We start from the raw sequence: 18,453 nt of genomic DNA, 5'->3' as shown, positions 1-18,453 counted from the left end.
GGGAGCCCTCTAGCTCACCATCCCCGCCAGCCGCCCGCGGATGATCTCCTCGGCCTCCGAAACGATCCGGTCGATCAGCTCGCGCACGGTCGGCACGTCGTGGATCAAGCCCTGGACCATGCCGGCCGACCAGACGCCGTGGTCGGTGTCGCCGCTGATCAGCCCTTCCCGCCCACGCGCGCCCTTCACAAGGTCGGCCACGTCCTCGAACCTGGCCCCGCCGGCCCGCTCGATGGCCACGACCTGCTGGCTGATGGCGTTCTTGGCCACCCGGGCGGTGTTGTGCAGGGTGCGGAAGATCAGGTCGGTGGCGCGTTCGTCGTTGGCGACCATCTGTTGCTTGAAGTTGTCGTGGATCGGCGCTTCCTGCGTGGCGCAGAAGCGGGTGCCCATGTTCACCCCGTCGGCGCCCAGGGCCAGGGCCGCGACCAGGCCGCGCGCGTCGCCGAACCCGCCCGAGGCGATCATCGGGATCTTCACCTTCGAGGCCGCCACCGGGATCAGGATCAGGCCCGGGATGTCGTCCTCGCCCGGGTGGCCCGCGCATTCGAAGCCGTCGATGCTGATGGCGTCCACCCCCATCCGCTCGGCCGACAGGGCGTGACGCACGGCGGTGCACTTGTGGATCACCTTGACCCCGTGGGCCTTGAACTCGTCGACGTGCTCCTGCGGCTTGTAGCCCGCCGTCTCGACGATCTTGATCTCGGCCTCGATGATGGCGGCGCGGTACTCGGCATAGGGCGGCGGCTTGATGGCCGGCAGGATGGTCAGGTTGACGCCGAACGGCTTGTCGGTGAGCTCGCGGGTGCGGGCGATCTCCCGGGTCAGGGCCTCGGGCGTCGGCTGGGTCAGGGCGGTCAGGAAGCCCAGGGCTCCGGCGTTGGCCACGGCGCTGACCAGCGGCGCGGTGCCGACCCACTGCATGCCGCCTTGGGCGATCGGATGCTCGACGCCGAACATCTCCGTGAAGCGGGTCTTGATGGCCACGGGCGTGCTCCCTCTGATTTTGGGGGAGTATGGCCGGGTGACGTTGGGGAGAGGCAAGCCCCGAAGTTCCTCCCCCCGTGGGGGAGGGGTCGGCGCAGCCGACGGAGGGGGGAGTTTGCCGACATGGGTTCGCTCCCCCCACCGGCCCCTTCGGGCCGCCTCCCCCACAGGGGGAGGAGCCTATTGAGCCGACCTAGTGCACCGACACGCCCAGCCGGTTCCACAGGTTGATCATGGCGATCACCGTCGTCAGGGCGCTGGCCTCGACGTCGCTGAAGTGCTCGCGCAGGGCGGCGCGCAGCGGGCCCAGCTCGGTGTGGGTCGGCAGCTGGGTCAGGGCCTCGGTCCAGGCCAGGGCGGCCTTTTCCTTGGCCGTGAAGTCCGACACGTGGCTCCAGACCACCAGGCGGTCCAGCCGCTCGTTGGTCTCGCCGTCGTCGCGGGCTTCCTTGGAATGCATCTTCACGCAGAAGGCGCACTGGTTCAGCTGCGAGGCCCGCAGCTTGACCAGATGAACCAGGTGCGCGTCGACCCCGGCGCCCACCGCCGCGGTCTCGGCGGCGATGAAGGCCTGGTAGACGGCCGGAACATTGATGTCGTGACGGAAGGGGGCGGTTTCGGCGCTCATGGTCTTGTCCTCATCTGCCCCTGGATGGGGCTTCGGAAACAAGACGACGCAGCCCGGCGATACGTGACACGCCGGGCGCGGAAAATTCGCGTCAGCGGGCCGGAGGGGCGGTGAAGATGAAGCCGTGCTTCTCGCCGTTGAAGCGGACCAGCATCTTCAGCTCGCGGGATCCGTCGCGATCGAACTTCAGCTTCTCGCTGACGATCTGGCCGCCGACCGCCTTGCCCGGCTCCACCGGGGTGGGCTGCAGGATCGCCGCCTTCAGGCCGTCGACCTGGGTCTGGTCGGCCTTGCTCAGCTTGCGGCCGGGCGTGGCGATCTGCGACTGGACCTGGCTCGACAGCCCGCCGGCCACCGTCTGATTGGCGCCGGAAAAGCCGCTGACGTCCATCCGGCCGTCCTGGCCGGTCGCTATGGCGGGGCCGCCATAGCCGGTCGCCGACCCCGTGGGTCGGGCGGGCGCGGGGCTCGCGACCTCCGCGATCAACTGGTCCAGCGACATCAGCGCCACGGGCTGGCCGGCGGCGGTGAACAGCTTGATGTCCGCGGGGTTGATGACGGCCGGGGCCGTTCCGTTGTTGAAGGCCGCCACCCGCAGGACCAACCGGCCGTTGGACAGCACGGGATCGGCCTTGATGCTGATCACCCCGCCCGGCAGGGTCGAGACCAGCCCCTCGGTCACCACGGGAAGCGCCTCGTCCTCCCGCGCCGCGCCTTGACCGGCCGCGCCGAGGCCGACGGCGACCAGCGCGAACCCCAGGGCCAAAGACATACGACGGTTCATGACCGGCCTCCCCTATTGTTATTACAATTGAGGATGAAGTTCCGACGGCGACAGGTCAATCGCCGTGTTAGCGGTCCCTTCGCGAAACGCTTCGCGGTTTTGGCGGCCTATTGCAGGCCTTCGCGGCCGATGGCGTAGAACCGCGCCGCGCGCTGCTTCTTCAGCTCGGCGGGCGACAGCTTCATCAGCGCCTTCAGCTCGTCCTCGACCGCGTCGCCGACGGCTTCGATGGCGGCGGACGGATCGGAATGGGCCCCGCCGGCCGGCTCCTCGACGATGCGGTMGACGATCTTCAGCTGGATCAGGTCCTGGGCGGTGATCTTCATGTTGGCGGCCGCGTCCTTGGCCCGGGCGCCGTCGCGCCACAGGATCGAGGCCGCGCCTTCCGGCGAGATCACCGAATAGATCGAGTGCTCGAGGATCAGCACCTTGTTGGCGCCGGCCAGGGCGATGGCGCCGCCGCTGCCGCCTTCGCCGACGATGGTGGCGACCATCGGGGTGCCCAGAACCAGGCCGCGCTCGGTCGAGCGGGCGATGGCCTCGGCCTGGCCGCGCTCCTCGGCGCCCAGGCCCGGATAGGCGCCGGCGGTGTCGACGAAGGTGATGACCGGCAGATTGAAGCGCTCGGCCATGTCCATCAGGCGCACGGCCTTGCGGTAGCCCTCGGGGCGGGCCATGCCGAAGTTGTGCTTCAGGCGGGTGGTGGTGTCGTGGCCCTTCTCGTGGCCCATCACGACCACGGGGATGCCGCGGAACCGGCCCAGCCCCCCGACGATCGCCTGGTCGTCGGCGAACTTGCGGTCGCCGCGCAGCTCGACGAACTCGTCGATCAGGCCGGCGACGTAGTCCTTCAGGTGCGGACGCTCGGGATGGCGGGCGACCATGGTCTTCTGCCAGGCGTCCAGACCGGCATAGGCTTCCTTGCGAAGCTGCTGCGCGCGGTCGCGCAAGGCCTGGATCTCGGTCTCGAACGCACCCGGACCAGCCGTCTCGGAGAGCCGCGACAGCTCCTCGATCTTGCTTTCCAGATCGGCGATGGGTCGCTCGAAGTCGAGATAATGCGCGGCCATGGGTCTCTTAACGTCGCCGTTGCGGAAAGGTGGCGAACCTAGAGCGCGATAACCGAAAACGAAACCGCTTTTGGCGGTTCGGCGCCTCGAAATCGCCAAACCTCGCCTTGTAGGGGACTCACGCCGGACTCATTGGGGTTTCAGGAAGGATGCGCGGGGCCCAGGCCTGCGACTCGTCGTCGCAGCGACACCATGACTCGGCCGGAACCCCTGCGAGTCTCAGGGATTCGTCTTCGTGAGAGTCCTGTGGAGAGTCTTGTATTGAAACCTGCGCTCTCTGGTTAATCGCCGGCTTCTCACCTATATCCTTCTGGTCGGCTGAGAATCCCGCCGACGCCCGCGGCCCCGCCCATCGAATATGGACCCGGTCCCGCCTGATGCGAACGGATGTTCCCATGCAGGTGTTCACCTTCTTCTGTGTCGAGTCCGATGGCTCGGTGCCGCGTTTCGACGTCACCCCCTGCCCTGACGACCAGGCCGCGCGTCGCCGCGCCGAGGAACTGGTCGGCGTCCATCGCGGCTGCGACACCGTCGAGGTGTGGCGCGGGGCGACCCAACTGTTCGCCGTGACGTCGGCCCAGCAGGCGGCCGCCTGAAGTCCACAATTCCGGGGATGGCTTCAAATCCATCCAAGACGGCTCTGCGTGGCGATGGCAGTTTCTGGCCCCAGCCCGGAGTCGCCTCATGATCGCCGCCCCCGCCCGCCCTTCCGCCATCGCCGACGACAGCGGCCACGGCGGCGTGCAGATCCTCGTCACCGCCGGCCCCATCCGCTTCGCGGCCGACCTGGGCCCCGTGGACGGCGGACTGGACATCGGACCCAATCCCCATGACCTGGTGGCCGCCGGCCTGGCGGCCTGCACCACCCAGACGCTGCGGCTCTACGCCAGGCGCAAGGCCTGGCCGGTGGGCGCGATGCATGTGGAGGTGACCTGGCGGCGCGATCCGTCCTCGCAGCCGGCCGATGTGTTCGAGCGGGTGATCACCCTGGGCGGCGACCTGGACGAAGCCCAGCGCGCGCGGCTGATGGAGATCGCCGAGGCCTGCCCGGTGCACAAGATGCTGGTGGCGGGGTCGCGGGTGGTGACGACCGAGGCGTAGGAGCGGCGAGCACTTCCCCCTACGGGTCGCTTCGCGACCGTCTTCCCCCACAGGGGCAAGCGGGTGAGCCACCGCCCTCCTAGAACCCATACAGCGCCGCATACTCCGCATCCTTGGCCGCGATCTGCCGCGCGCAGTCGACCATGACCTTGGCCTGCTTCCAGGTCGCGTCGTCCTGCATCTTGCCGTCCAGCATGGCCACGCCCGTGCCGTCGGGCATGGCCTCCAGGATGCGCCTGGCGAAGGCCACTTCGTCCGGCGCGGGCGAGAACACCGACTTGGCGATCGCGATCTGGCTGGGGTGCAGGCTCCAGGCCCCGGCGCAGCCCATCAGGAAGGCGTTGCGGAACTGCTGCTCGCAGGCCACCGGGTCGTCGATCGCCCCGAACGGACCGTAGAACGGCTTGATCCCATGGGCGGCGCAGGCGTCGACCATCTTGGCGAAGGTGTAGTGCCACAGGTCCTGCTGGACGGAGACGCGGGGCGAGCCGTCGGCATGCGGGTCCTCGATCACGCGATAGCCGGGGTGACCGCCGCCGACCCGGGTGGTCTTCATGGCGCGGCTGGCGGCCAGGTCGGCCGGGCCCAGGCTGATGCCCTGCATGCGAGGGCTGGCCCCGGCGATGGCCTCGACGTTCATCACCCCCTCGGCCGTCTCGAGGATGGCGTGCAGCAGGATCGGCCGGGTGACGCCGTGCTTGGCCTCCAGCGAGGCCAGCAACTGGTCCATGTAGAAGATGTCCCACGGCCCCTCGACCTTGGGGACCATGATCACGTCGATGCGGTCGCCGGCCTTCTCGACCAGGGTGGCCACCTCGTCCAGGTGCCAGGGCGAGTTGAGGCAGTTGATCCGCACCCACAGCCCCACGCCCAGGGCCTTGAAGTCGGTCTCGCGGGCCATGGCGATGGCGCCGGCCAGGGCCGCGCCCTTGGCCTCTGCGGGGATGGCGTCTTCCAGATTGGCCAGGATCACGTCGACGGTCGGGGCGATCTCGGGGACCTTGGCGCGCACCTTGTCCAGATGCGGCGGCACGAAGTGGATCATGCGCTCGACCCGGGCCGGCGGTTCGCGCCACGGGGTCGGCGCGCCGATCGCCAGGGGTTTGAAAAAGCCTCGGGGGGTCTTCATGCGCTCGCTCCCGGCGTCGTCGTTTCTTATTTCGCAGTTGCGAGAAGACTGCGGCAGTGCGGGAACAGGGTCAAGGCTGACGCAAGGGTGAGGGAAGCAGGATGAGCCTCGGAGCCCTCAAGCTCGGCTTGGCCGCCTCAAGGCGCGGGCGGCCGATCGTTCAAGGTCATTCAGCGATTTTCGCCCTGTATGAGCTCAACCGTGACAACCGGCTCGGCGACGAGTCCGCTATCCTTCACGACCTTGGCGATCTGGTCCGCCAGCTCGCTCGGCGTGCGGCCCTTGGCCCTGACCGAGCCGAAAGGAAGAAAGATAAGACCATCCTCCTGAACTTCCGCGGCCCCCTGAAAGCCGCCTCGTCCGGCGACGTCAATCTGCAACCTGTCCTTTGGGGCAAGGCGGCGCGCCGCGGCGGGCCCCTCCGCGGCGACAGACTGAGACAACTTGGTCTGAGCCGACGCCAACCCTGCGGGCATGAGCAGCGCGACGCTGAGCATGGAGACCATGAAGATTGGCTGCCTGGCCATTGATGCTCGCCTCGTTCACGCAAACGCGCCCTGGAAGCGCGGCCGTGGATACCAGCAGATAGGCGCTTCCATCACAAGGTGGCGAAGCGGGCGGCTGGCGAGGCCCTTGTCATCCGCGCCTACGCCTTCGCCGGGGGCCCCTGCACCGGCAGCGGCGGCTCCTCGGGATCCTCGCGCTTGAGGTCCTCGGCCGCGTCGTTCTTGGAGACGAGGGCGGCCTTGGCCTTGGCCTTGCGGCCGGCGCGGGGCTCCAGGCGCAGGGCGGCGCGGGCGTCGTCGCCCTCCTCGCCGAACAGGCCGCGCAGGCGCACGTCCCGCTGCGGGTAGGGCACCTCGATCCCCGCTCCGCGCAGGGCGTCGTCGATCGCCCAGGTGTAGGCCGCGAAGATCGCCGCCGGACGGCGCACCGAGTCGACGGTCGGCCAGACGATCAGCTCGAACTTCAGCGACGACTCGCCAAAGCCCACCAGCCAGACCTGGGCCTTGCGGTTGGCGTCGTCGGGCGAGGTGAACGACACCGAATGGGCGGCCTTCAAGACGGCCTCGCGCACCTTCTCCTTGTCGGTCCCGAAGGCCGTGACGAACGGCACGTGGATGCGGCGGGTGGTGTGGTGCAGGGTCCAGTTGATCACCTGCTCGTTGACCAGCACCGAGTTGGGCACGATCACGTCGGTGCTGTCGTTGGTGCGGATGCGCGTCGAGCGCGGGCCGATCTCGTGCACCACGCCGCGCGCGCCGTTCTGCAGCTCGACGAAGTCGCCCACCGCCACCAGCCGCTCGAACATCAGCGACACCCCCGAGGCGAAGTCCTTGACCAGGCCCTGCAGGCCCAGGCCCACCCCGACGCCCAGAGCCCCGGCGAACACCGCCAGCGAGGTCAGGTTGATGCCCATCACCGACAGGGCCACCAGCAGGCCGACGGTGCGCAGGCCGTAGGTGCTGAGCTTCTCGATGATGTAGAGGGTCGGCGCGCTGCCGACCGCCCGCTCGCGCAGCTTGCGCAGGCCCGAGGCCACCAGGCGCGAGAGGTAGATCGACGCCACGACGATGACGATCGCCGCCCCCACCCCGCCCAGGGTGATCGAGGTCTTGCCCAGCTTGACCAGCTCGATGGCGTCCGGGCGGGCGAAGGGGTTGTCGGCCATGGGCGGAGTGTGTGCCTAGCATCGCGCCCGGTTCAACCCCTCGGGTGGCGGCCGGGCGTCACGACCCGGGGTCGAGGCGTCCCCAGGTGGCCGGGTCGTCCGGCGACGCTTCGGCCGGATAGCGGACGACCTTGGCTCCGGGCGCCATGGCCTGGGCCTCGACCATCACCCGCCAGGGCCCCGGCCCGAACCGCGCCTTGGTCAGTTGCAGCTCGCGATAGGGCTGGGGCGCGAACACGATGCGGCGGGTTCCGGACTCGTCCGTCTTGAAGCCGCTGAAGGCGAACGGCGGCCCGTACCAGCCGTGATGCTGGCCGAACACCGTCCAGTCCGGCCAGCCCTGGGCGGTTCGCGTGCGCTCGCCGGTCTGGGCCGAGACATGCAGGTCGTGCAACGCGCCTCCAGCGTCCTCGATATAGAGGTCCAGGCTCAGGGTCTGGATCGGGAAGCGCCAGCAGACCGTCACGCTGTCGCGGTCGGCGACCGCCGACAGGGTCAGCCCATTATCGAGGGAGATCGGCGCGGCCTTGGTCCAGGCGGCCTCGTCGCAGCGTCCGTCCAGCAGGATCGGCCCCGCGGGAACGGCCTGGATCCGCATCGCCTGGGCGGTCACGGGATCGGCGGCGACCGGACCGGCGACGACGAGCTGGGCGGCCGTCGCGGCGGCCGCCCACAGGATCGCAAGGCTCACGCGACGACGATGCATGGCCGATGTTGCTCAGGCCCTGCCGCCGCGATCAAGGCCTCCGCGACGACCACGCGGCCTGGAGCGGCTATCTGCCCACCATCGCCAGGCCCGCCGCGCTGTAGCGCTCGCCCTCGACCGCCGTTTCCGGCACCGCGGCGGCGATCTTGGCCAGGTCGTCCGCCGACAGCGCCACGTCCACCGCGCCGAGGTTCTCCTCCAGCCGGCTGATCTTGGTCGTGCCCGGGATCGGGGCGATGTGCTCGCCCTGGGCCAGGATCCAGGCCAGGGCCAGTTGGGCCGGGGTCACGCCCTTGTCGGCGGCGATCTGGGTCAGGGCTTCGACCAGGGAGAAGTTCTTGGCCAGGGCCTCGCCCTGGAAGCGCGGCAAGCCGCGGCGGAAGTCGTTGTCGGCCAGGGGCGCGTCGGCCTTGATCGCGCCGGTCAGGAAGCCCCGGCCCAGCGGGCTGTAGGGCACCAGGCCGATCCCCAGTTCGCGGAGCACCGGCAAGGTCGTCGCCTCCAGGTCGCGGAACCACAGCGAATATTCGCTCTGCAGGGCCGCCACCGGCTGCACGGCGTGAGCCTTGCGGATGGTCTCGGGACCGGCTTCCGACAGGCCGAAATGCTTGACCTTGCCCTCGGCGATCAGGTCCTTGACCGTCCCGGCCACGTCCTCGATCGGCACGTTCGGATCGACGCGGTGTTGGTAGAACAGGTCGATCACCTCGACGCCCAGGCGCTTCAGCGACGCCTCGGCCACCTCGCGGATGTGGGCGGGCCGGCTGTCGGTCCCGCGCATGCGGCTGAAGCCTTCGCCCGTGCCTTCCGGAGCGATGTCGAAGCCGAACTTGGTGGCGATCACCAGCTTGTCGCGGAACGGCTTCAGGCCTTCGCCGACCAGCACTTCGTTCAGATAGGGGCCGTAGACCTCGGCGGTGTCGAAGAAGGTCACGCCCAGTTCGACCGCGCGGGCCAGCACCTTGAAGGCGTCGGCCTTGTCCAGCGCCGTGCCGTAGACCTGGCCCATCCCCATGCAGCCCAGGCCGATGGCCGAGACTTCCAGCCCGTCGCCGAGTTTGCGCGTCTTCATGGTGAGCTCCTGATTTTGGAATGTCGCGTGGGAAGGTCCGCCTTCCACGAGGGAGGTGGGCCACGAAGGAAGATGGGCGCCGTTCGCCGCGACTATAAGGCCTCGAAATCGACGGCGCAGGAATGGGCAAGACGTTCGCCGGATCGAGCAATGACCCTGGCCGCGGCTTGGCCTGGTTCCCCAAACGCGTCTTCAGTCGAACGGGGTGGCCAGGAAGGCCGGCGTCGCCTCGGCGCGCGCGGTCAGGGCGACCAGGCTGGGGCAGGCCGCCGCGTCGACCGACTCCGGCAGGGTCCTGGTCGCGAAGGTCCAGACCACCGCGCAGGTCAGCCACGCGTGCGAACCTTCCAGCCAGGCCGGCGGCGAGGCCAGCTCGGCCTCCAGCAGGCTCCAGGCCGCGTCGACCTGTCCCCGCACCCGGTCGATCCAGGGGGCGTGATGCTTGTCCTCGGGGCGCAGGTTGAACTCGTAGACCAGTGACACGGTCTTCTCGCAGGCGGCCAGGGCCAGGCCGAGAATCCGCTGGGCGCGGGCGTGATCGGCGACGCCGGCGGGCGCCAGGCTCCGCCCCGCCAGGCGCTCCAGGTGCTCGATGATCAGGCCGGACTCCATCAGCACCACGCCGCCGTCGGTCACCAGGGTCGGCGCCTTGACCACCGGATTGGTCGCCGCGAAGACCTCGTAGTGGCGGAACACCGAGACCGGCTCGTGCTCGAACGGCAGGTCCAGCAGCCGCAACGCCACGGCCACGCGCCGCACATAGGGCGAATCCAGCATCCCGATCAGTCGCATCGCGCTCTCCCTCGCTTCATTGCTCAGGATGGTCGAACCACGACCCAAAGTGCATGGCCATTCATCGGTCAAAGCGCGATAGTTCCGATGAATTCAAGGTAGGAATTGCAAATGTCCCTCCCGGATGGCCTCGACGCCAAGGATATCGCCATTCTGGAGGCGCTTCAGACCGATGGGCGCATTTCGCTGTCGGCGCTGGGACGGCGGATCGGCCTGTCGCAGCCGTCGATGTCGGAGCGGGTCAAGCGGCTGGAGGAGCGCGGGATCATCACCGGCTACGGCGCGCGGATCGATCCGCTGGCCCTGGGCCTGGCGCTCAGCGCCATCATCCGCCTGAAGACCACCCACGAGCACATGCGCGCCTGCCTGGAGACCTTCGAGCGCCTGCCCTACATCGTCGAGGTCAACCGGGTGACCGGCGACGACTGCTACGTGCTCAAGGCGCTGGTCCCCTCGGCCGGCGACCTGGCGACCATCGTCGACACGATCGGCCGCTTCGGCCCGGTGACGACCTCGGTGGTGCTGCAGAGCCAGCCGCCAAGGCCGATCGGCAAGGCGCTGCTCTCTAAGTCCTCGCCGCGAACCACGGCGTGATCCGCCGCAGCGCCTCCTCGACCTCCGCCGTCGAGACCGCGAAGCTGAAGCGGATGAACCGCCGGCCGTCGACCGGGTCGAAATCGACGCCCGGCGCGGTGGCCACGCCGGTGTCGCGCAGCAGGGCCTCGCAGAAGGCCAGGCTGTCGTCGGTCAGGTGGCCGATGTCGGCATAGATGTAGAAGGCCCCGTCCGGCGGGGCGATCGAGGCCAGGCCCAGGACCGGCAGGGCGTTCAGCAGCAGGGCGCGGTTGGCGCGGTAGACGGCCACATGGCCCTCCAGCTCGTCCAGGCAGTCCATGGCCACCAGGCCCGCGTGCTGGCTCAGCGACGGCGGGGTGAGGAACAGGTTGCCCATGAAGGCCCGAGCCCGCTGGACTTGGCCCTCCGGCACGACCACCCAGCCCAGCCGCCAGGCGGCCATGCTGAAATACTTGGAGAAGCTGTTGACGATCAGGGCGTCCGGCTGGAACGCCAGCATCGAGCGGGCCGGCTCGCCGTAGCTGAGGCCGTGATAGATTTCGTCGGAGACCACGCGGATCCCGCGCTCGCGGCAGACCTCGGCGATGGCCTCCAGCTCGGCGGCGGGGATGATGGTGCCGGTCGGATTGGCCGGGCTGGCGATGATCACCCCGGCCGGGGCGGGCTCCAGGGCGGCCAGGTGGTCGGCGGTCAGCTGGAAGCGGCTCTCGGCCCCGCAGGCGATCTCGACCGGGACCAGGTTCAGCGCCTTCAGCGTATTGCGATAGGCCACGTAGCCGGGCCGCGCCAACGCCACGCGGTCGCCCGGCTGGAAGTTGGACGCCAGGGCCAGCACCAGGGCCGGCGAGGCGCCGCAGGTCAGGATGATCCGCTCGGGATCAACGCTCACCCCGTCCAGCTCGGCATAGCGCTTGGCGATCGCCGCCTTCAGCAGCGGGCTTTCCCAATAGCCCATGCCGTCGGTGTCCAGCACATGATGCGCCTTGGCGATGGCCGCCGCGGGGGCGCCGGTCGAGGGCTGGCCGAACTCCATGTGGATGATCGATTTGCCCTGCGCCTTCATCTGGTGGGCCAGACGGCTGATGGCGATGGCGTGGAAGGGTTCGATCTCGGAAGCGGGCATGCAGCGTAACTAGTGCGCGGCGGCGAAGGCGGCAACGGCGGCGTTGCGGAGGCATGACGTCCCAGGTCATCGCTTCCCCGCACACGGCGCGCGAAGCTTGCTCGTCAACACGAGGAGCCCCGCTATGCCCGCCTACGGCATCGCCCATCTGCGCAGCGTCGATTTCGGCGCCGGCATCATCGAATACCTGCAGCGCATCGACGCCACGCTCGAACCCTATGACGGCCGCTTCGTCGTCCACGGCGGCAAGGTCGAGGTCCTGGAGGGCCAGTGGCCCGGCGACATCGTGATCATAGCCTTTCCGGACCTGGCGACGGCGCGCGCCTGGTACGCCTCGCCCGCCTACCAGGCCATCCTCGCCCTGCGCACCGACAATTCTCAGGGCGACGTGATCCTGGTCCCTGGCTGCGCGCCCGACCACAGGAGCACGGACCTGCTGGCGGCCGCGTGACACCGGCGGTTGGTCGAAAAGCGCGCGCCGATGTCGGGACCGGCGGGTCTTGATCGTCCTTCGACCAAACGGCCGCTGACCGGCCCTGGAGGACGCCATGCAGAAGATCACCCCGTTCCTGTGGTTCGACACCCAGGCCGAGGAAGCCGCGAACTACTACGTCTCGCTGTTTCCCAACTCGAAGATCACCGAGGTGGCTCGCTATCCCAGCGACTCCCAACCGCCCGCGGGGCCGCCCGGACGGGTCATGACCGTCAGCTTCGAACTGGACGGCCAGGCCTACACCGCCCTGAACGGCGGTCCCCACTTCACCTTCACCGAGGCGGTGTCGTTCATGGTGCACTGCGCCGACCAGGCCGAGGTCGACCGCTACTGGGACGCCCTGACCGCCGACGGCGGCAAGGAAAGCCAATGCGGCTGGCTGAAGGACAAGTACGGCCTGTCCTGGCAGATCGTGCCGCAGGAGTTGCTCGATCTCTATTCCAGCCCCGACAAGGCCGCCGTCGGGCGGATGTTCGCGGCCATGATGCAGATGGTGAAGCTGGACATGCCCAAGCTGAAGGCCGCGTTCGAGGGGTAGCAGGCCCGAGCCGGCGGAGCCGGCCCTCCCCCTGTGGGGGAGCCGATCGCGCAGCGATCGGTGGGGGGAGCTCCAGGATCGCCGATCCGGGCGGCAGCCGCCCGACCACTCCCCCCTCCGTCGGCTTCGCCGACACCTCCCCCCACAGGGGGAGGACCTGTTTGGGCGCTCGAAGACGCCCTCCTTGACTCAAACTCTACATATGTTGCTAATGGCTGCATGACCCGTGCGCCAAACATCTCGCGACAGACCCGTTGTGTTCTCGCCGCCCTGCTGGCCCAGCCGCAGGCCTGGCGTTACGGCTACGACCTGTCCAAGGAGACCGGGCTGAAGTCGGGCACGCTGTATCCGCTGCTGATCCGGCTCAGCGACCAGGGCCTGCTGGAGGCTGAATGGCGCCAGCCCCTGCAGCCCGGCCGGCCGCCGCGCCACGCCTATCGCCTGACCGACAAGGGCGCGGCCCTGGCGCGGGAACGGACCCTGGATGCTCCGCCCCATGCCTTCGCGTCCACCTCCAACGCGCCGGAGCCCGCCTGATGTCCCGCGCGCTCGCCGAACGCCTGCTGGACCACGCCGCCAAGGTCATGCCGGCGAACCGCCGGGACTGGGGCCTGGCCATGCGGGCCGAATTGGTCGCCATACCCTCCGCCGGAGAAGCCCTGGCGTTCGCCGGCGGCTGCGTCTGGACCGCCTACAGCCAAAGGATCTCGCTCATGAGGATCGCGTTGCTGACCGGCCGCCTGGCCGTCGCCGCCGTCAGCCTGCTGACCGCCGTCGCCCACGCCTTCCTGCCGCTCTACATGCTGGCCATTGTCGCGGACCTGAAGCGCAACAGCCTGAACGGATGGGCGGGCGGCTTCCCGCTGTTCGAGGACCAGACCGCCGAGAGCGCCGCCGCCGGTCTGCTGCTGATGCCCGCCTGGCACATGGCCGCGATGCTGGGCCTGGCCGGCGTCTTCGGGGCGGCGGCCTGGTTCGTGGCGCGAGGCGACTTCAGGCGGCTGCCGATCGCCGTCGGGGTCGGCGCGGCGATCCATACCGCCAACACCCTGAGCCTGATCGCGACTTGGCCGTCGCCCTATCTGATCCACCCGGCGCTGGCCTGGCTGGACTATCTGGCCCTCGCCTTGCTGCTGGTCGCGGCCGCGGCGTTCCTGGGCCTGGATCGCTGGACGACCAGGGCCCGGCTGGCGATCTAGGCCTTCTTCACGAACTCGGTCCGCAACACCAGGCCGCGCACCTTCTCGACATTGGCCTCGATCTCGTCGGTGTCGCCGGTCAGGCGGATGTTCTTGACCAGGGTCCCGCGCTTCAGCGTCACGCCGCCCGAGCCCTTGACCTTCAGGTCCTTGATCAGGGTGACGTTGTCGCCGTCGGCCAGGATCGTGCCGTTGCTGTCGCGGGTTTCGTCCGACATGTCGTTCTCCTGAAAGGTGGGCGTGCTTAGCAGGCGACTGCTCGCCTTGTCATGCCGCGCTTGAAGGTGGGGACACACACTCACGCCAAGGCCTCGCCAGTCCTGGAACCGAAGGCGCTGTGAGTGTGTGTCCCCAGTTTCGGCCGCGACCTATCCCTTCCGCCCCAGCGGGTGCTTGCTCTTCACCACCTGGGCCAGGTGATCGCCCGCCACGTGGGTGTAGATCTGGGTCGTGGCGATGTCGGCGTGGCCCAGCAGGGTCTGGATCACCCGCAGGTCGGCGCCGCCCTCCAGCAGGTGGGTGGCGAAGGCGTGGCGCAGGACGTGGGGGCTGACGGTCTCGCGATCGATCCCAGCGGCGATGGCGGCGTCCTCCAGCAGCTGCGAGACCCGCCGCGCGGTCAGCCGTCCGCCCTTGCCACGCGAGGGGAACAGCCAGGGGCTCTCCTTGACGCCCTTTGGCAGGAATTGCGGCCTTGCCTCCAAATAGGCCTTCACCGCCGTGCGGGCCGCGTCGTTCAGCGGGGCCAGCCGCTCCTTGCCGCCCTTGCCCTTGACCATCAGGAACGCCGGGTCGCGGGCCAGGGCCGCCAGGGGCAGGTTCAGCAGTTCGGAGATCCGCAGGCCCGAGGCGTAGAGCAGCTCGATCATGCAGGCCAGGCGCAGGCCCTGGCCGCCGTCCTTGGCGGCGGCGGCCGCGATCAGCCGCAGCACCGCGTCGCGCGACAGCACCTTGGGCAGGGGCCGGCCGGCCTTGGGGGCCTCGACCCGTCGCGAGGGATCGTCGTCGCGCCAGCCCTCGCCCAGCACGAACCGGTAGAACTGGCGCAGGGCCGAGCGGCGGCGGGCGGCGGTGGCCGGCGACAGGCCGCGCGCGCCCAGGTCGGCGAAATAGGCCTCGACCGCCTCGGCCGAGGCCCCGTCCAGGTCGCCGCGCGAGGCCAGGAACAGCCGGGCGTCGATCAGGTCCTTCTCATAGGCGGTCAGGGTGTTGCGGGCCGCCGCGCGCTCGACCGCCATCATCTCGAGGAAGGCGTCGATCCACCCTGTGGCCTTTCCCGAAGAAGGGGCGCCGCTCATTTCAGCTGCAGCGCCAGCAGCCCCTCCACGGCGAAGGCGCGGGCGTCGGCCTCGAGCCCGACCTTCAGAAGGGCCCGAACCAGCCGGGCGCGGTCGACCGGAGCGGGACCGGCTGGTCCGGCGTCAGCGGCGATCGACAGGGCCAGCAGCGCCGTCTCGCCCTGGCGGCCGGCGGCGGCCGCGTCATCCAGAACGATCAGCCGCCCGGCCGGAGCGACGGGCTTGCCGGGATCGAAGGCGGCGAACGGCGCGCGGGCCTCGGGACTCATGGCGGCGCCGAACGCGGCCAGGATCAGGGCGGCCGGCTGGGCGGGCGATTTGGCGCCGCCCTGGACGCCGCGTTCGATCAGGCCGTCGAGGATCTGGCTGTCCTTCTTGCCTTCGGCCGCCGCCAGGGTCGCGTCCAGCAGGGCCAGGTCCAGGGTGGTGGCGCCGGGAATGGTGTCGCCGGTCAGCTTGCCCCGGATGGCCTGGGCCGTGGCCAGGTCGCCGGCGGCCAGGGCGGCGCGGGCGAACAGGACGGGGTCTTCAAGCGGCGCGCCGGCTCCGGCCAGGGCGACGATCGTCGGCTGCGCTGCCTTGGCGGCGTCGGTGAAGGCGGGCAGGCCCTTGGCGGCGCGCAGGGCGGCGAGGGTCGAGGCCTGGCCGGCGGTCAGGTCGCTCGGCGCGTCGGCGGGCTTGATCACCGTCTTCAACGCCGGCGAGGCGGTGGCCTGGGCGGCGGCCGACGACACGTCCAGCCCCAGCTTGCGCGACAGGGCGTAGTTGATCCCGTTCTTCAGGTTGGCCGCCCCAGCCGGCGTGCCCGACAGCAGGGCGTTCATCAGCCGGGCGTAGTCGGCGTCCTTGGTCTGCTGGGCGGCCAGGGTGAAGGTCAGCTGGGCCGCGTCGTGCTGGTCGGCCAGGGCCTGGCAGAAGGCCCGCAGCCGCAGCCAATAGGGCGCGCTCCGTTCGACGCTGAGCGTCTCGCCGATCTTGCAGGCCTTGTCGTCGGCGCCGGTGATCAGGGCCGCCTCGGCCGCCGCCAGCGACAGCTGGGCGCTGCTCCCGACGCCCGGAACGCGGTCGAGCACGGCGTCGGCGCCCTTGGCCTCGCCCAGGGCGATCAGGGCCAGGGCCCGGGTCGCGCCCAGCTCCGGGTCGTCGCCGATCCCGGCGGGAGCGTTGGCCCCGGTGGCCAGCACCCGCCGCGCCAGGCCGGTGGCGGCCGGCGACAGCGGCTTGGTCGCCAGCTTGGGCAGGGCTTCCTTGACCACGCCGGGCGAGGCGTCCTTCCACAGATCGCCCGACAGCCCCGTCTCGGCCGCCGGCGGCGAGAACAGGTCCAGCGCGGACAGGGACTGGACCTGCACCTGAGCCAGGACCGGCGCGGTCGAGAACAGCGCCGCCGCCAGGGCGAAGGCCGAACAGGTCGTGAGTCGCTTGGAAGGAGCCATGGTTCAACTATGCCGCAGGACAGGGGTTGGCGAAACTTTTCGCCCTCCGGAACACCCTGAACGTGGCTTTGGTCCAAACCTTGGCGGGAGGCCTCGCCCTCGTGTAAACCGCCATCAGGCCATGACCGACGATCCCGCTCCCTCCCGCCCCGAAATCCAGGCGCCTGAATCCCAGGGTCCGGACCCGAGGGCCGCCCTTCGCCACAGGACCATCGTCCTGGTCGGGCTGATGGGCGTGGGCAAGTCCAGCGTCGGCCGCCGGCTGGCCACCGCCCTGGACCTGCCGTTCCGCGACGCCGACAACGAGGTCGAGGCCGCCGCCGGCCGTTCTATCCCCGAGATCTTCGCCGAGATGGGCGAGCCGGCCTTCCGCGACGGCGAGCGGCGGGTGATCGCCCGGCTGCTGGACGAGCCGCCGCACGTGCTGGCCACCGGCGGCGGGGCCTTCGTCAACGCCGAGACCCGCGCCCTGATCAAGTCCAAGGCCGTCGCCGTCTGGCTGAAGGCCGACCTGGAGTTGCTGGCCCGCCGCGTGGGCCGCAAGGAGGGCCGGCCGCTGCTGAAGGGCCGAGACCCGATGGACGTGCTGCGCGAGCACGCCACCCTGCGCTATCCCGCCTACGGCGAGGCCCATCTGACGGTCGAGACCGGCGACACCGCCCACGGCGTGGCGGTCGAGGCCGTGATCCAGGCTCTGAAGAGCCACCTGCAAATCCAGTCCGAAAGTGAATCGACGTGATCACCACCATCCCCGTGGGCCTGGGCGCGCGCGCCTATGACGTGGTCGTCGGCACGGGCCTGATCGACCGGGCGGGCGAGCACATCGCCCCGCTGCTCAAGCGCAAGCGCGTGGCCATCGTCACCGACACCATCGTCGGCGAGCACCACGGCGAGCGGCTGGCCAATGCGCTGGAGCACGTGGGGATCGCCACCGACGTGATCCTGGTGCCGTCCGGCGAGGAGACCAAGAGCTTCGAGGGCCTGGCCGACCTGTCGGACCGCCTGCTGGCCCTGAAGCTGGAGCGCGGCGATATGGTCATCGCGTTCGGCGGCGGGGTGGTCGGCGACCTGACCGGCTTCGCGGCGGCGATCTACAAGCGCGGCATCGACTTCATCCAGATCCCCACCACCCTGCTGGCCCAGGTGGATTCGTCCGTGGGCGGAAAGACCGCCATCGACACGCCGCGCGGCAAGAACCTGATCGGCGCCTTCCACCAGCCGCGCCTGGTGCTGGCCGACCTGGACATCCTGGCCACGCTGCCGGCCCGTGAGCTGGCCTGCGGCTATGCCGAGATCATCAAGTACGGCCTGCTGGGCGACTTCCCGTTCTTCGAGTGGCTGGAGGCCAACGTCCAGGCGGTGCTGGAGCGCGACACCTCGGCCCTGGTCCGCGCCGTCGGCCGCTCGGTCGAGATGAAGGCCGAGATCGTCGCCGAGGACGAGAAGGAAGTCGGCCGCCGCGCCTTGCTGAACCTGGGCCACACCTTCGGCCACGCGGTCGAGGGCGAGATGGGCTTCGGCGACGCGCTCAAGCACGGCGAGGCCGTGGGCCTGGGCATGGCGCAGGCGTTCCGCTTCTCGGCGCGCCAGGGCCTGTGCTCCAGCCAGGACGCCGTCCGCGCCGAGGCCGCCATCAAGGCCGCCGGCCTGCCGACCAAGCTTTCGGATATCCGCCCCGAGCCGTTCAGCGCCGACGCCCTGATCGCCCACAGCGCCCAGGACAAGAAGGCCGAGGGCGGACTGCTGACCTTCATCCTGGTCCGCGGCATCGGCGACGCCTTCGTGGCCAAGAACGTGGACCGCGAGGACCTGCGGGCCTTCCTGATCGAGGAAGGCGCGGTCTAGGACG

General features: G+C 69.8%; 23 protein-coding genes. 9 read left to right on the top strand and 14 right to left on the bottom strand.

The genetic code is table 11. From position 1 onward, the window contains the following. Window positions 1-9: 9 nt before the first annotated feature. The 4 genes from AC1DMQ_RS13605 to AC1DMQ_RS13590 form a co-directional block, all read right to left on the bottom strand. A complete protein-coding gene (locus AC1DMQ_RS13605; RefSeq protein WP_477034092.1) occupies window positions 10-987 on the bottom strand; it encodes an NAD(P)H-dependent flavin oxidoreductase in 978 nt (325 codons plus the stop codon). 193 nt (window positions 988-1,180) lie between these two features. Next, window positions 1,181-1,615 carry a carboxymuconolactone decarboxylase family protein gene (locus AC1DMQ_RS13600; RefSeq protein WP_477034091.1) on the bottom strand — a complete coding sequence of 145 codons (435 nt, stop codon included), beginning with the start codon at window positions 1,613-1,615 and terminating at the stop codon, window positions 1,181-1,183. 91 nt (window positions 1,616-1,706) lie between these two features. Further along, window positions 1,707-2,399 (bottom strand): hypothetical protein, encoded by a 693-nt coding sequence (locus AC1DMQ_RS13595; protein ID WP_477034090.1) that lies wholly within the window; start codon window positions 2,397-2,399, stop codon window positions 1,707-1,709. Window positions 2,400-2,506: 107 nt separating this feature from the next. After that, a complete protein-coding gene (locus tag AC1DMQ_RS13590; RefSeq protein WP_477034089.1) occupies window positions 2,507-3,469 on the bottom strand; it encodes an acetyl-CoA carboxylase carboxyltransferase subunit alpha in 963 nt (320 codons plus the stop codon). A 395-nt stretch (window positions 3,470-3,864) separates the two neighbouring features. On the opposite strand from AC1DMQ_RS13590, the gene AC1DMQ_RS13585 reads away from it, so the two are divergent. Both AC1DMQ_RS13585 and AC1DMQ_RS13580 read left to right on the top strand, forming a co-directional pair. Continuing rightward, the gene (locus AC1DMQ_RS13585) at window positions 3,865-4,065 is read left to right on the top strand and encodes a hypothetical protein (protein WP_337687235.1); all 201 of its coding nucleotides are present in this window, start codon (window positions 3,865-3,867) and stop codon (window positions 4,063-4,065) included. Between the two features lie 88 nt (window positions 4,066-4,153). Next, window positions 4,154-4,570, top strand: a complete 417-nt coding sequence (locus tag AC1DMQ_RS13580; RefSeq protein ID WP_477034088.1) for an OsmC family protein — start codon at window positions 4,154-4,156, stop codon at window positions 4,568-4,570. A 79-nt stretch (window positions 4,571-4,649) separates the two neighbouring features. Here AC1DMQ_RS13580 and AC1DMQ_RS13575 read toward each other — a convergent pair whose 3' ends face one another. The 6 genes from AC1DMQ_RS13575 to AC1DMQ_RS13550 form a co-directional block, all read right to left on the bottom strand. Beyond that, window positions 4,650-5,699 carry an HpcH/HpaI aldolase/citrate lyase family protein gene (locus AC1DMQ_RS13575; RefSeq protein WP_477034087.1) on the bottom strand — a complete coding sequence of 350 codons (1,050 nt, stop codon included), beginning with the start codon at window positions 5,697-5,699 and terminating at the stop codon, window positions 4,650-4,652. Between the two features lie 170 nt (window positions 5,700-5,869). Continuing rightward, on the bottom strand, window positions 5,870-6,226 hold the full coding sequence (locus tag AC1DMQ_RS13570) for a polysaccharide biosynthesis/export family protein (RefSeq protein WP_477034086.1): 357 nt from the start codon (window positions 6,224-6,226) through the stop codon (window positions 5,870-5,872). Between the two features lie 119 nt (window positions 6,227-6,345). Beyond that, window positions 6,346-7,371, bottom strand: coding sequence for a mechanosensitive ion channel family protein (locus AC1DMQ_RS13565; protein WP_477034085.1), 1,026 nt, complete (start codon window positions 7,369-7,371; stop codon window positions 6,346-6,348). A gap of 58 nt (window positions 7,372-7,429) precedes the next feature. After that, complete coding sequence (locus AC1DMQ_RS13560) at window positions 7,430-8,077, bottom strand: hypothetical protein (RefSeq protein WP_477034084.1); 648 nt, start codon at window positions 8,075-8,077, stop codon at window positions 7,430-7,432. Window positions 8,078-8,144: 67 nt separating this feature from the next. Next, complete coding sequence (locus tag AC1DMQ_RS13555; RefSeq protein ID WP_477034083.1) at window positions 8,145-9,149, bottom strand: aldo/keto reductase; 1,005 nt, start codon at window positions 9,147-9,149, stop codon at window positions 8,145-8,147. A gap of 192 nt (window positions 9,150-9,341) precedes the next feature. After that, window positions 9,342-9,941: a glutathione S-transferase family protein gene (locus tag AC1DMQ_RS13550; protein WP_477034082.1), complete on the bottom strand. Its 600-nt coding sequence runs from the start codon at window positions 9,939-9,941 to the stop codon at window positions 9,342-9,344. 111 nt (window positions 9,942-10,052) lie between these two features. Between AC1DMQ_RS13550 and AC1DMQ_RS13545 the strand changes: the two genes are divergently transcribed. After that, a complete protein-coding gene (locus AC1DMQ_RS13545) occupies window positions 10,053-10,535 on the top strand; it encodes an Lrp/AsnC family transcriptional regulator (protein WP_477034081.1) in 483 nt (160 codons plus the stop codon). On the opposite strand, the gene AC1DMQ_RS13540 is transcribed toward AC1DMQ_RS13545, so the two are convergent. Continuing rightward, window positions 10,507-11,640 carry an aminotransferase class I/II-fold pyridoxal phosphate-dependent enzyme gene (locus AC1DMQ_RS13540; protein WP_477034080.1) on the bottom strand — a complete coding sequence of 378 codons (1,134 nt, stop codon included), beginning with the start codon at window positions 11,638-11,640 and terminating at the stop codon, window positions 10,507-10,509. The genes AC1DMQ_RS13545 and AC1DMQ_RS13540 overlap by 29 nt on opposite strands. Before the next feature lie 124 nt (window positions 11,641-11,764). On the opposite strand from AC1DMQ_RS13540, the gene AC1DMQ_RS13535 reads away from it, so the two are divergent. From AC1DMQ_RS13535 to AC1DMQ_RS13520, 4 genes are all read left to right on the top strand, one after another. Further along, entirely contained in the window at window positions 11,765-12,091 is a 327-nt protein-coding gene (locus tag AC1DMQ_RS13535; RefSeq protein ID WP_477034079.1) for a DUF1330 domain-containing protein, read from the top strand. Between the two features lie 97 nt (window positions 12,092-12,188). Next, on the top strand, window positions 12,189-12,671 hold the full coding sequence (locus AC1DMQ_RS13530) for a VOC family protein (protein ID WP_477034078.1): 483 nt from the start codon (window positions 12,189-12,191) through the stop codon (window positions 12,669-12,671). 219 nt (window positions 12,672-12,890) lie between these two features. Then, the gene (locus AC1DMQ_RS13525) at window positions 12,891-13,208 is read left to right on the top strand and encodes a PadR family transcriptional regulator (protein WP_477034077.1); all 318 of its coding nucleotides are present in this window, start codon (window positions 12,891-12,893) and stop codon (window positions 13,206-13,208) included. After that, window positions 13,208-13,870, top strand: a complete 663-nt coding sequence (locus tag AC1DMQ_RS13520) for a hypothetical protein (RefSeq protein WP_477034076.1) — start codon at window positions 13,208-13,210, stop codon at window positions 13,868-13,870. The genes AC1DMQ_RS13525 and AC1DMQ_RS13520 overlap by 1 nt, the downstream gene beginning before the upstream one ends. Here the strand turns inward: AC1DMQ_RS13520 and AC1DMQ_RS13515 are convergent. The 3 genes from AC1DMQ_RS13515 to AC1DMQ_RS13505 form a co-directional block, all read right to left on the bottom strand. Beyond that, on the bottom strand, window positions 13,867-14,088 hold the full coding sequence (locus AC1DMQ_RS13515; protein WP_056758688.1) for an alkylphosphonate utilization protein: 222 nt from the start codon (window positions 14,086-14,088) through the stop codon (window positions 13,867-13,869). The two genes, AC1DMQ_RS13520 and AC1DMQ_RS13515, sit on opposite strands and share 4 nt — an antisense overlap. Window positions 14,089-14,238: 150 nt before the next feature. Beyond that, window positions 14,239-15,168, bottom strand: coding sequence for a site-specific tyrosine recombinase XerD (locus AC1DMQ_RS13510; protein ID WP_477034075.1), 930 nt, complete (start codon window positions 15,166-15,168; stop codon window positions 14,239-14,241). Beyond that, window positions 15,165-16,604, bottom strand: a complete 1,440-nt coding sequence (locus tag AC1DMQ_RS13505) for a hypothetical protein (RefSeq protein WP_477034074.1) — start codon at window positions 16,602-16,604, stop codon at window positions 15,165-15,167. Before AC1DMQ_RS13505 ends, AC1DMQ_RS13510 begins: the two co-directional genes overlap by 4 nt. Window positions 16,605-16,725: 121 nt before the next feature. Here AC1DMQ_RS13505 and AC1DMQ_RS13500 point away from each other — a divergent pair, with 121 nt between their 5' ends. Both AC1DMQ_RS13500 and aroB read left to right on the top strand, forming a co-directional pair. Next, entirely contained in the window at window positions 16,726-17,343 is a 618-nt protein-coding gene (locus AC1DMQ_RS13500) for a shikimate kinase (RefSeq protein ID WP_477034073.1), read from the top strand. Then, on the top strand, window positions 17,340-18,449 hold the full coding sequence (gene aroB, locus AC1DMQ_RS13495; RefSeq protein WP_477034072.1) for a 3-dehydroquinate synthase: 1,110 nt from the start codon (window positions 17,340-17,342) through the stop codon (window positions 18,447-18,449). Before AC1DMQ_RS13500 ends, aroB begins: the two co-directional genes overlap by 4 nt. The last annotated feature ends 4 nt before the right edge of the window (window positions 18,450-18,453 follow it).

It is taken from the genome of Caulobacter sp. 05L422, from assembly GCF_056397765.1.
The sequence above is the reverse complement of the archived record's forward strand: the minus strand, read 5'-3'. Positions and strand labels throughout refer to the sequence as shown.

Bases quoted from the DNA above. Each gene is read 5' to 3' on its own strand.
- AC1DMQ_RS13600 (WP_477034091.1), bottom strand. From the start codon at position 1,615: ATGAGCGCCGAAACCGCCCCCTTCCGTCACGACATCAATGTTCCGGCC.
- AC1DMQ_RS13595 (WP_477034090.1), bottom strand. From the start codon at position 2,399: ATGAACCGTCGTATGTCTTTGGCCCTGGGGTTCGCGCTGGTCGCCGTC.
- AC1DMQ_RS13585 (WP_337687235.1), top strand. From the start codon at position 3,865: ATGCAGGTGTTCACCTTCTTCTGTGTCGAGTCCGATGGCTCGGTGCCG.
- AC1DMQ_RS13580 (WP_477034088.1), top strand. From the start codon at position 4,154: ATGATCGCCGCCCCCGCCCGCCCTTCCGCCATCGCCGACGACAGCGGC.
- AC1DMQ_RS13575 (WP_477034087.1), bottom strand. From the start codon at position 5,699: ATGAAGACCCCCCGAGGCTTTTTCAAACCCCTGGCGATCGGCGCGCCG.
- AC1DMQ_RS13570 (WP_477034086.1), bottom strand. From the start codon at position 6,226: ATGGCCAGGCAGCCAATCTTCATGGTCTCCATGCTCAGCGTCGCGCTG.
- AC1DMQ_RS13565 (WP_477034085.1), bottom strand. From the start codon at position 7,371: ATGGCCGACAACCCCTTCGCCCGCCCGGACGCCATCGAGCTGGTCAAG.
- AC1DMQ_RS13560 (WP_477034084.1), bottom strand. From the start codon at position 8,077: ATGCATCGTCGTCGCGTGAGCCTTGCGATCCTGTGGGCGGCCGCCGCG.
- AC1DMQ_RS13555 (WP_477034083.1), bottom strand. From the start codon at position 9,149: ATGAAGACGCGCAAACTCGGCGACGGGCTGGAAGTCTCGGCCATCGGC.
- AC1DMQ_RS13550 (WP_477034082.1), bottom strand. From the start codon at position 9,941: ATGCGACTGATCGGGATGCTGGATTCGCCCTATGTGCGGCGCGTGGCC.
- AC1DMQ_RS13545 (WP_477034081.1), top strand. From the start codon at position 10,053: ATGTCCCTCCCGGATGGCCTCGACGCCAAGGATATCGCCATTCTGGAG.
- AC1DMQ_RS13540 (WP_477034080.1), bottom strand. From the start codon at position 11,640: ATGCCCGCTTCCGAGATCGAACCCTTCCACGCCATCGCCATCAGCCGT.
- AC1DMQ_RS13535 (WP_477034079.1), top strand. From the start codon at position 11,765: ATGCCCGCCTACGGCATCGCCCATCTGCGCAGCGTCGATTTCGGCGCC.
- AC1DMQ_RS13530 (WP_477034078.1), top strand. From the start codon at position 12,189: ATGCAGAAGATCACCCCGTTCCTGTGGTTCGACACCCAGGCCGAGGAA.
- AC1DMQ_RS13525 (WP_477034077.1), top strand. From the start codon at position 12,891: ATGACCCGTGCGCCAAACATCTCGCGACAGACCCGTTGTGTTCTCGCC.
- AC1DMQ_RS13520 (WP_477034076.1), top strand. From the start codon at position 13,208: ATGTCCCGCGCGCTCGCCGAACGCCTGCTGGACCACGCCGCCAAGGTC.
- AC1DMQ_RS13515 (WP_056758688.1), bottom strand. From the start codon at position 14,088: ATGTCGGACGAAACCCGCGACAGCAACGGCACGATCCTGGCCGACGGC.
- AC1DMQ_RS13510 (WP_477034075.1), bottom strand. From the start codon at position 15,168: ATGAGCGGCGCCCCTTCTTCGGGAAAGGCCACAGGGTGGATCGACGCC.
- AC1DMQ_RS13505 (WP_477034074.1), bottom strand. From the start codon at position 16,604: ATGGCTCCTTCCAAGCGACTCACGACCTGTTCGGCCTTCGCCCTGGCG.
- AC1DMQ_RS13500 (WP_477034073.1), top strand. From the start codon at position 16,726: ATGACCGACGATCCCGCTCCCTCCCGCCCCGAAATCCAGGCGCCTGAA.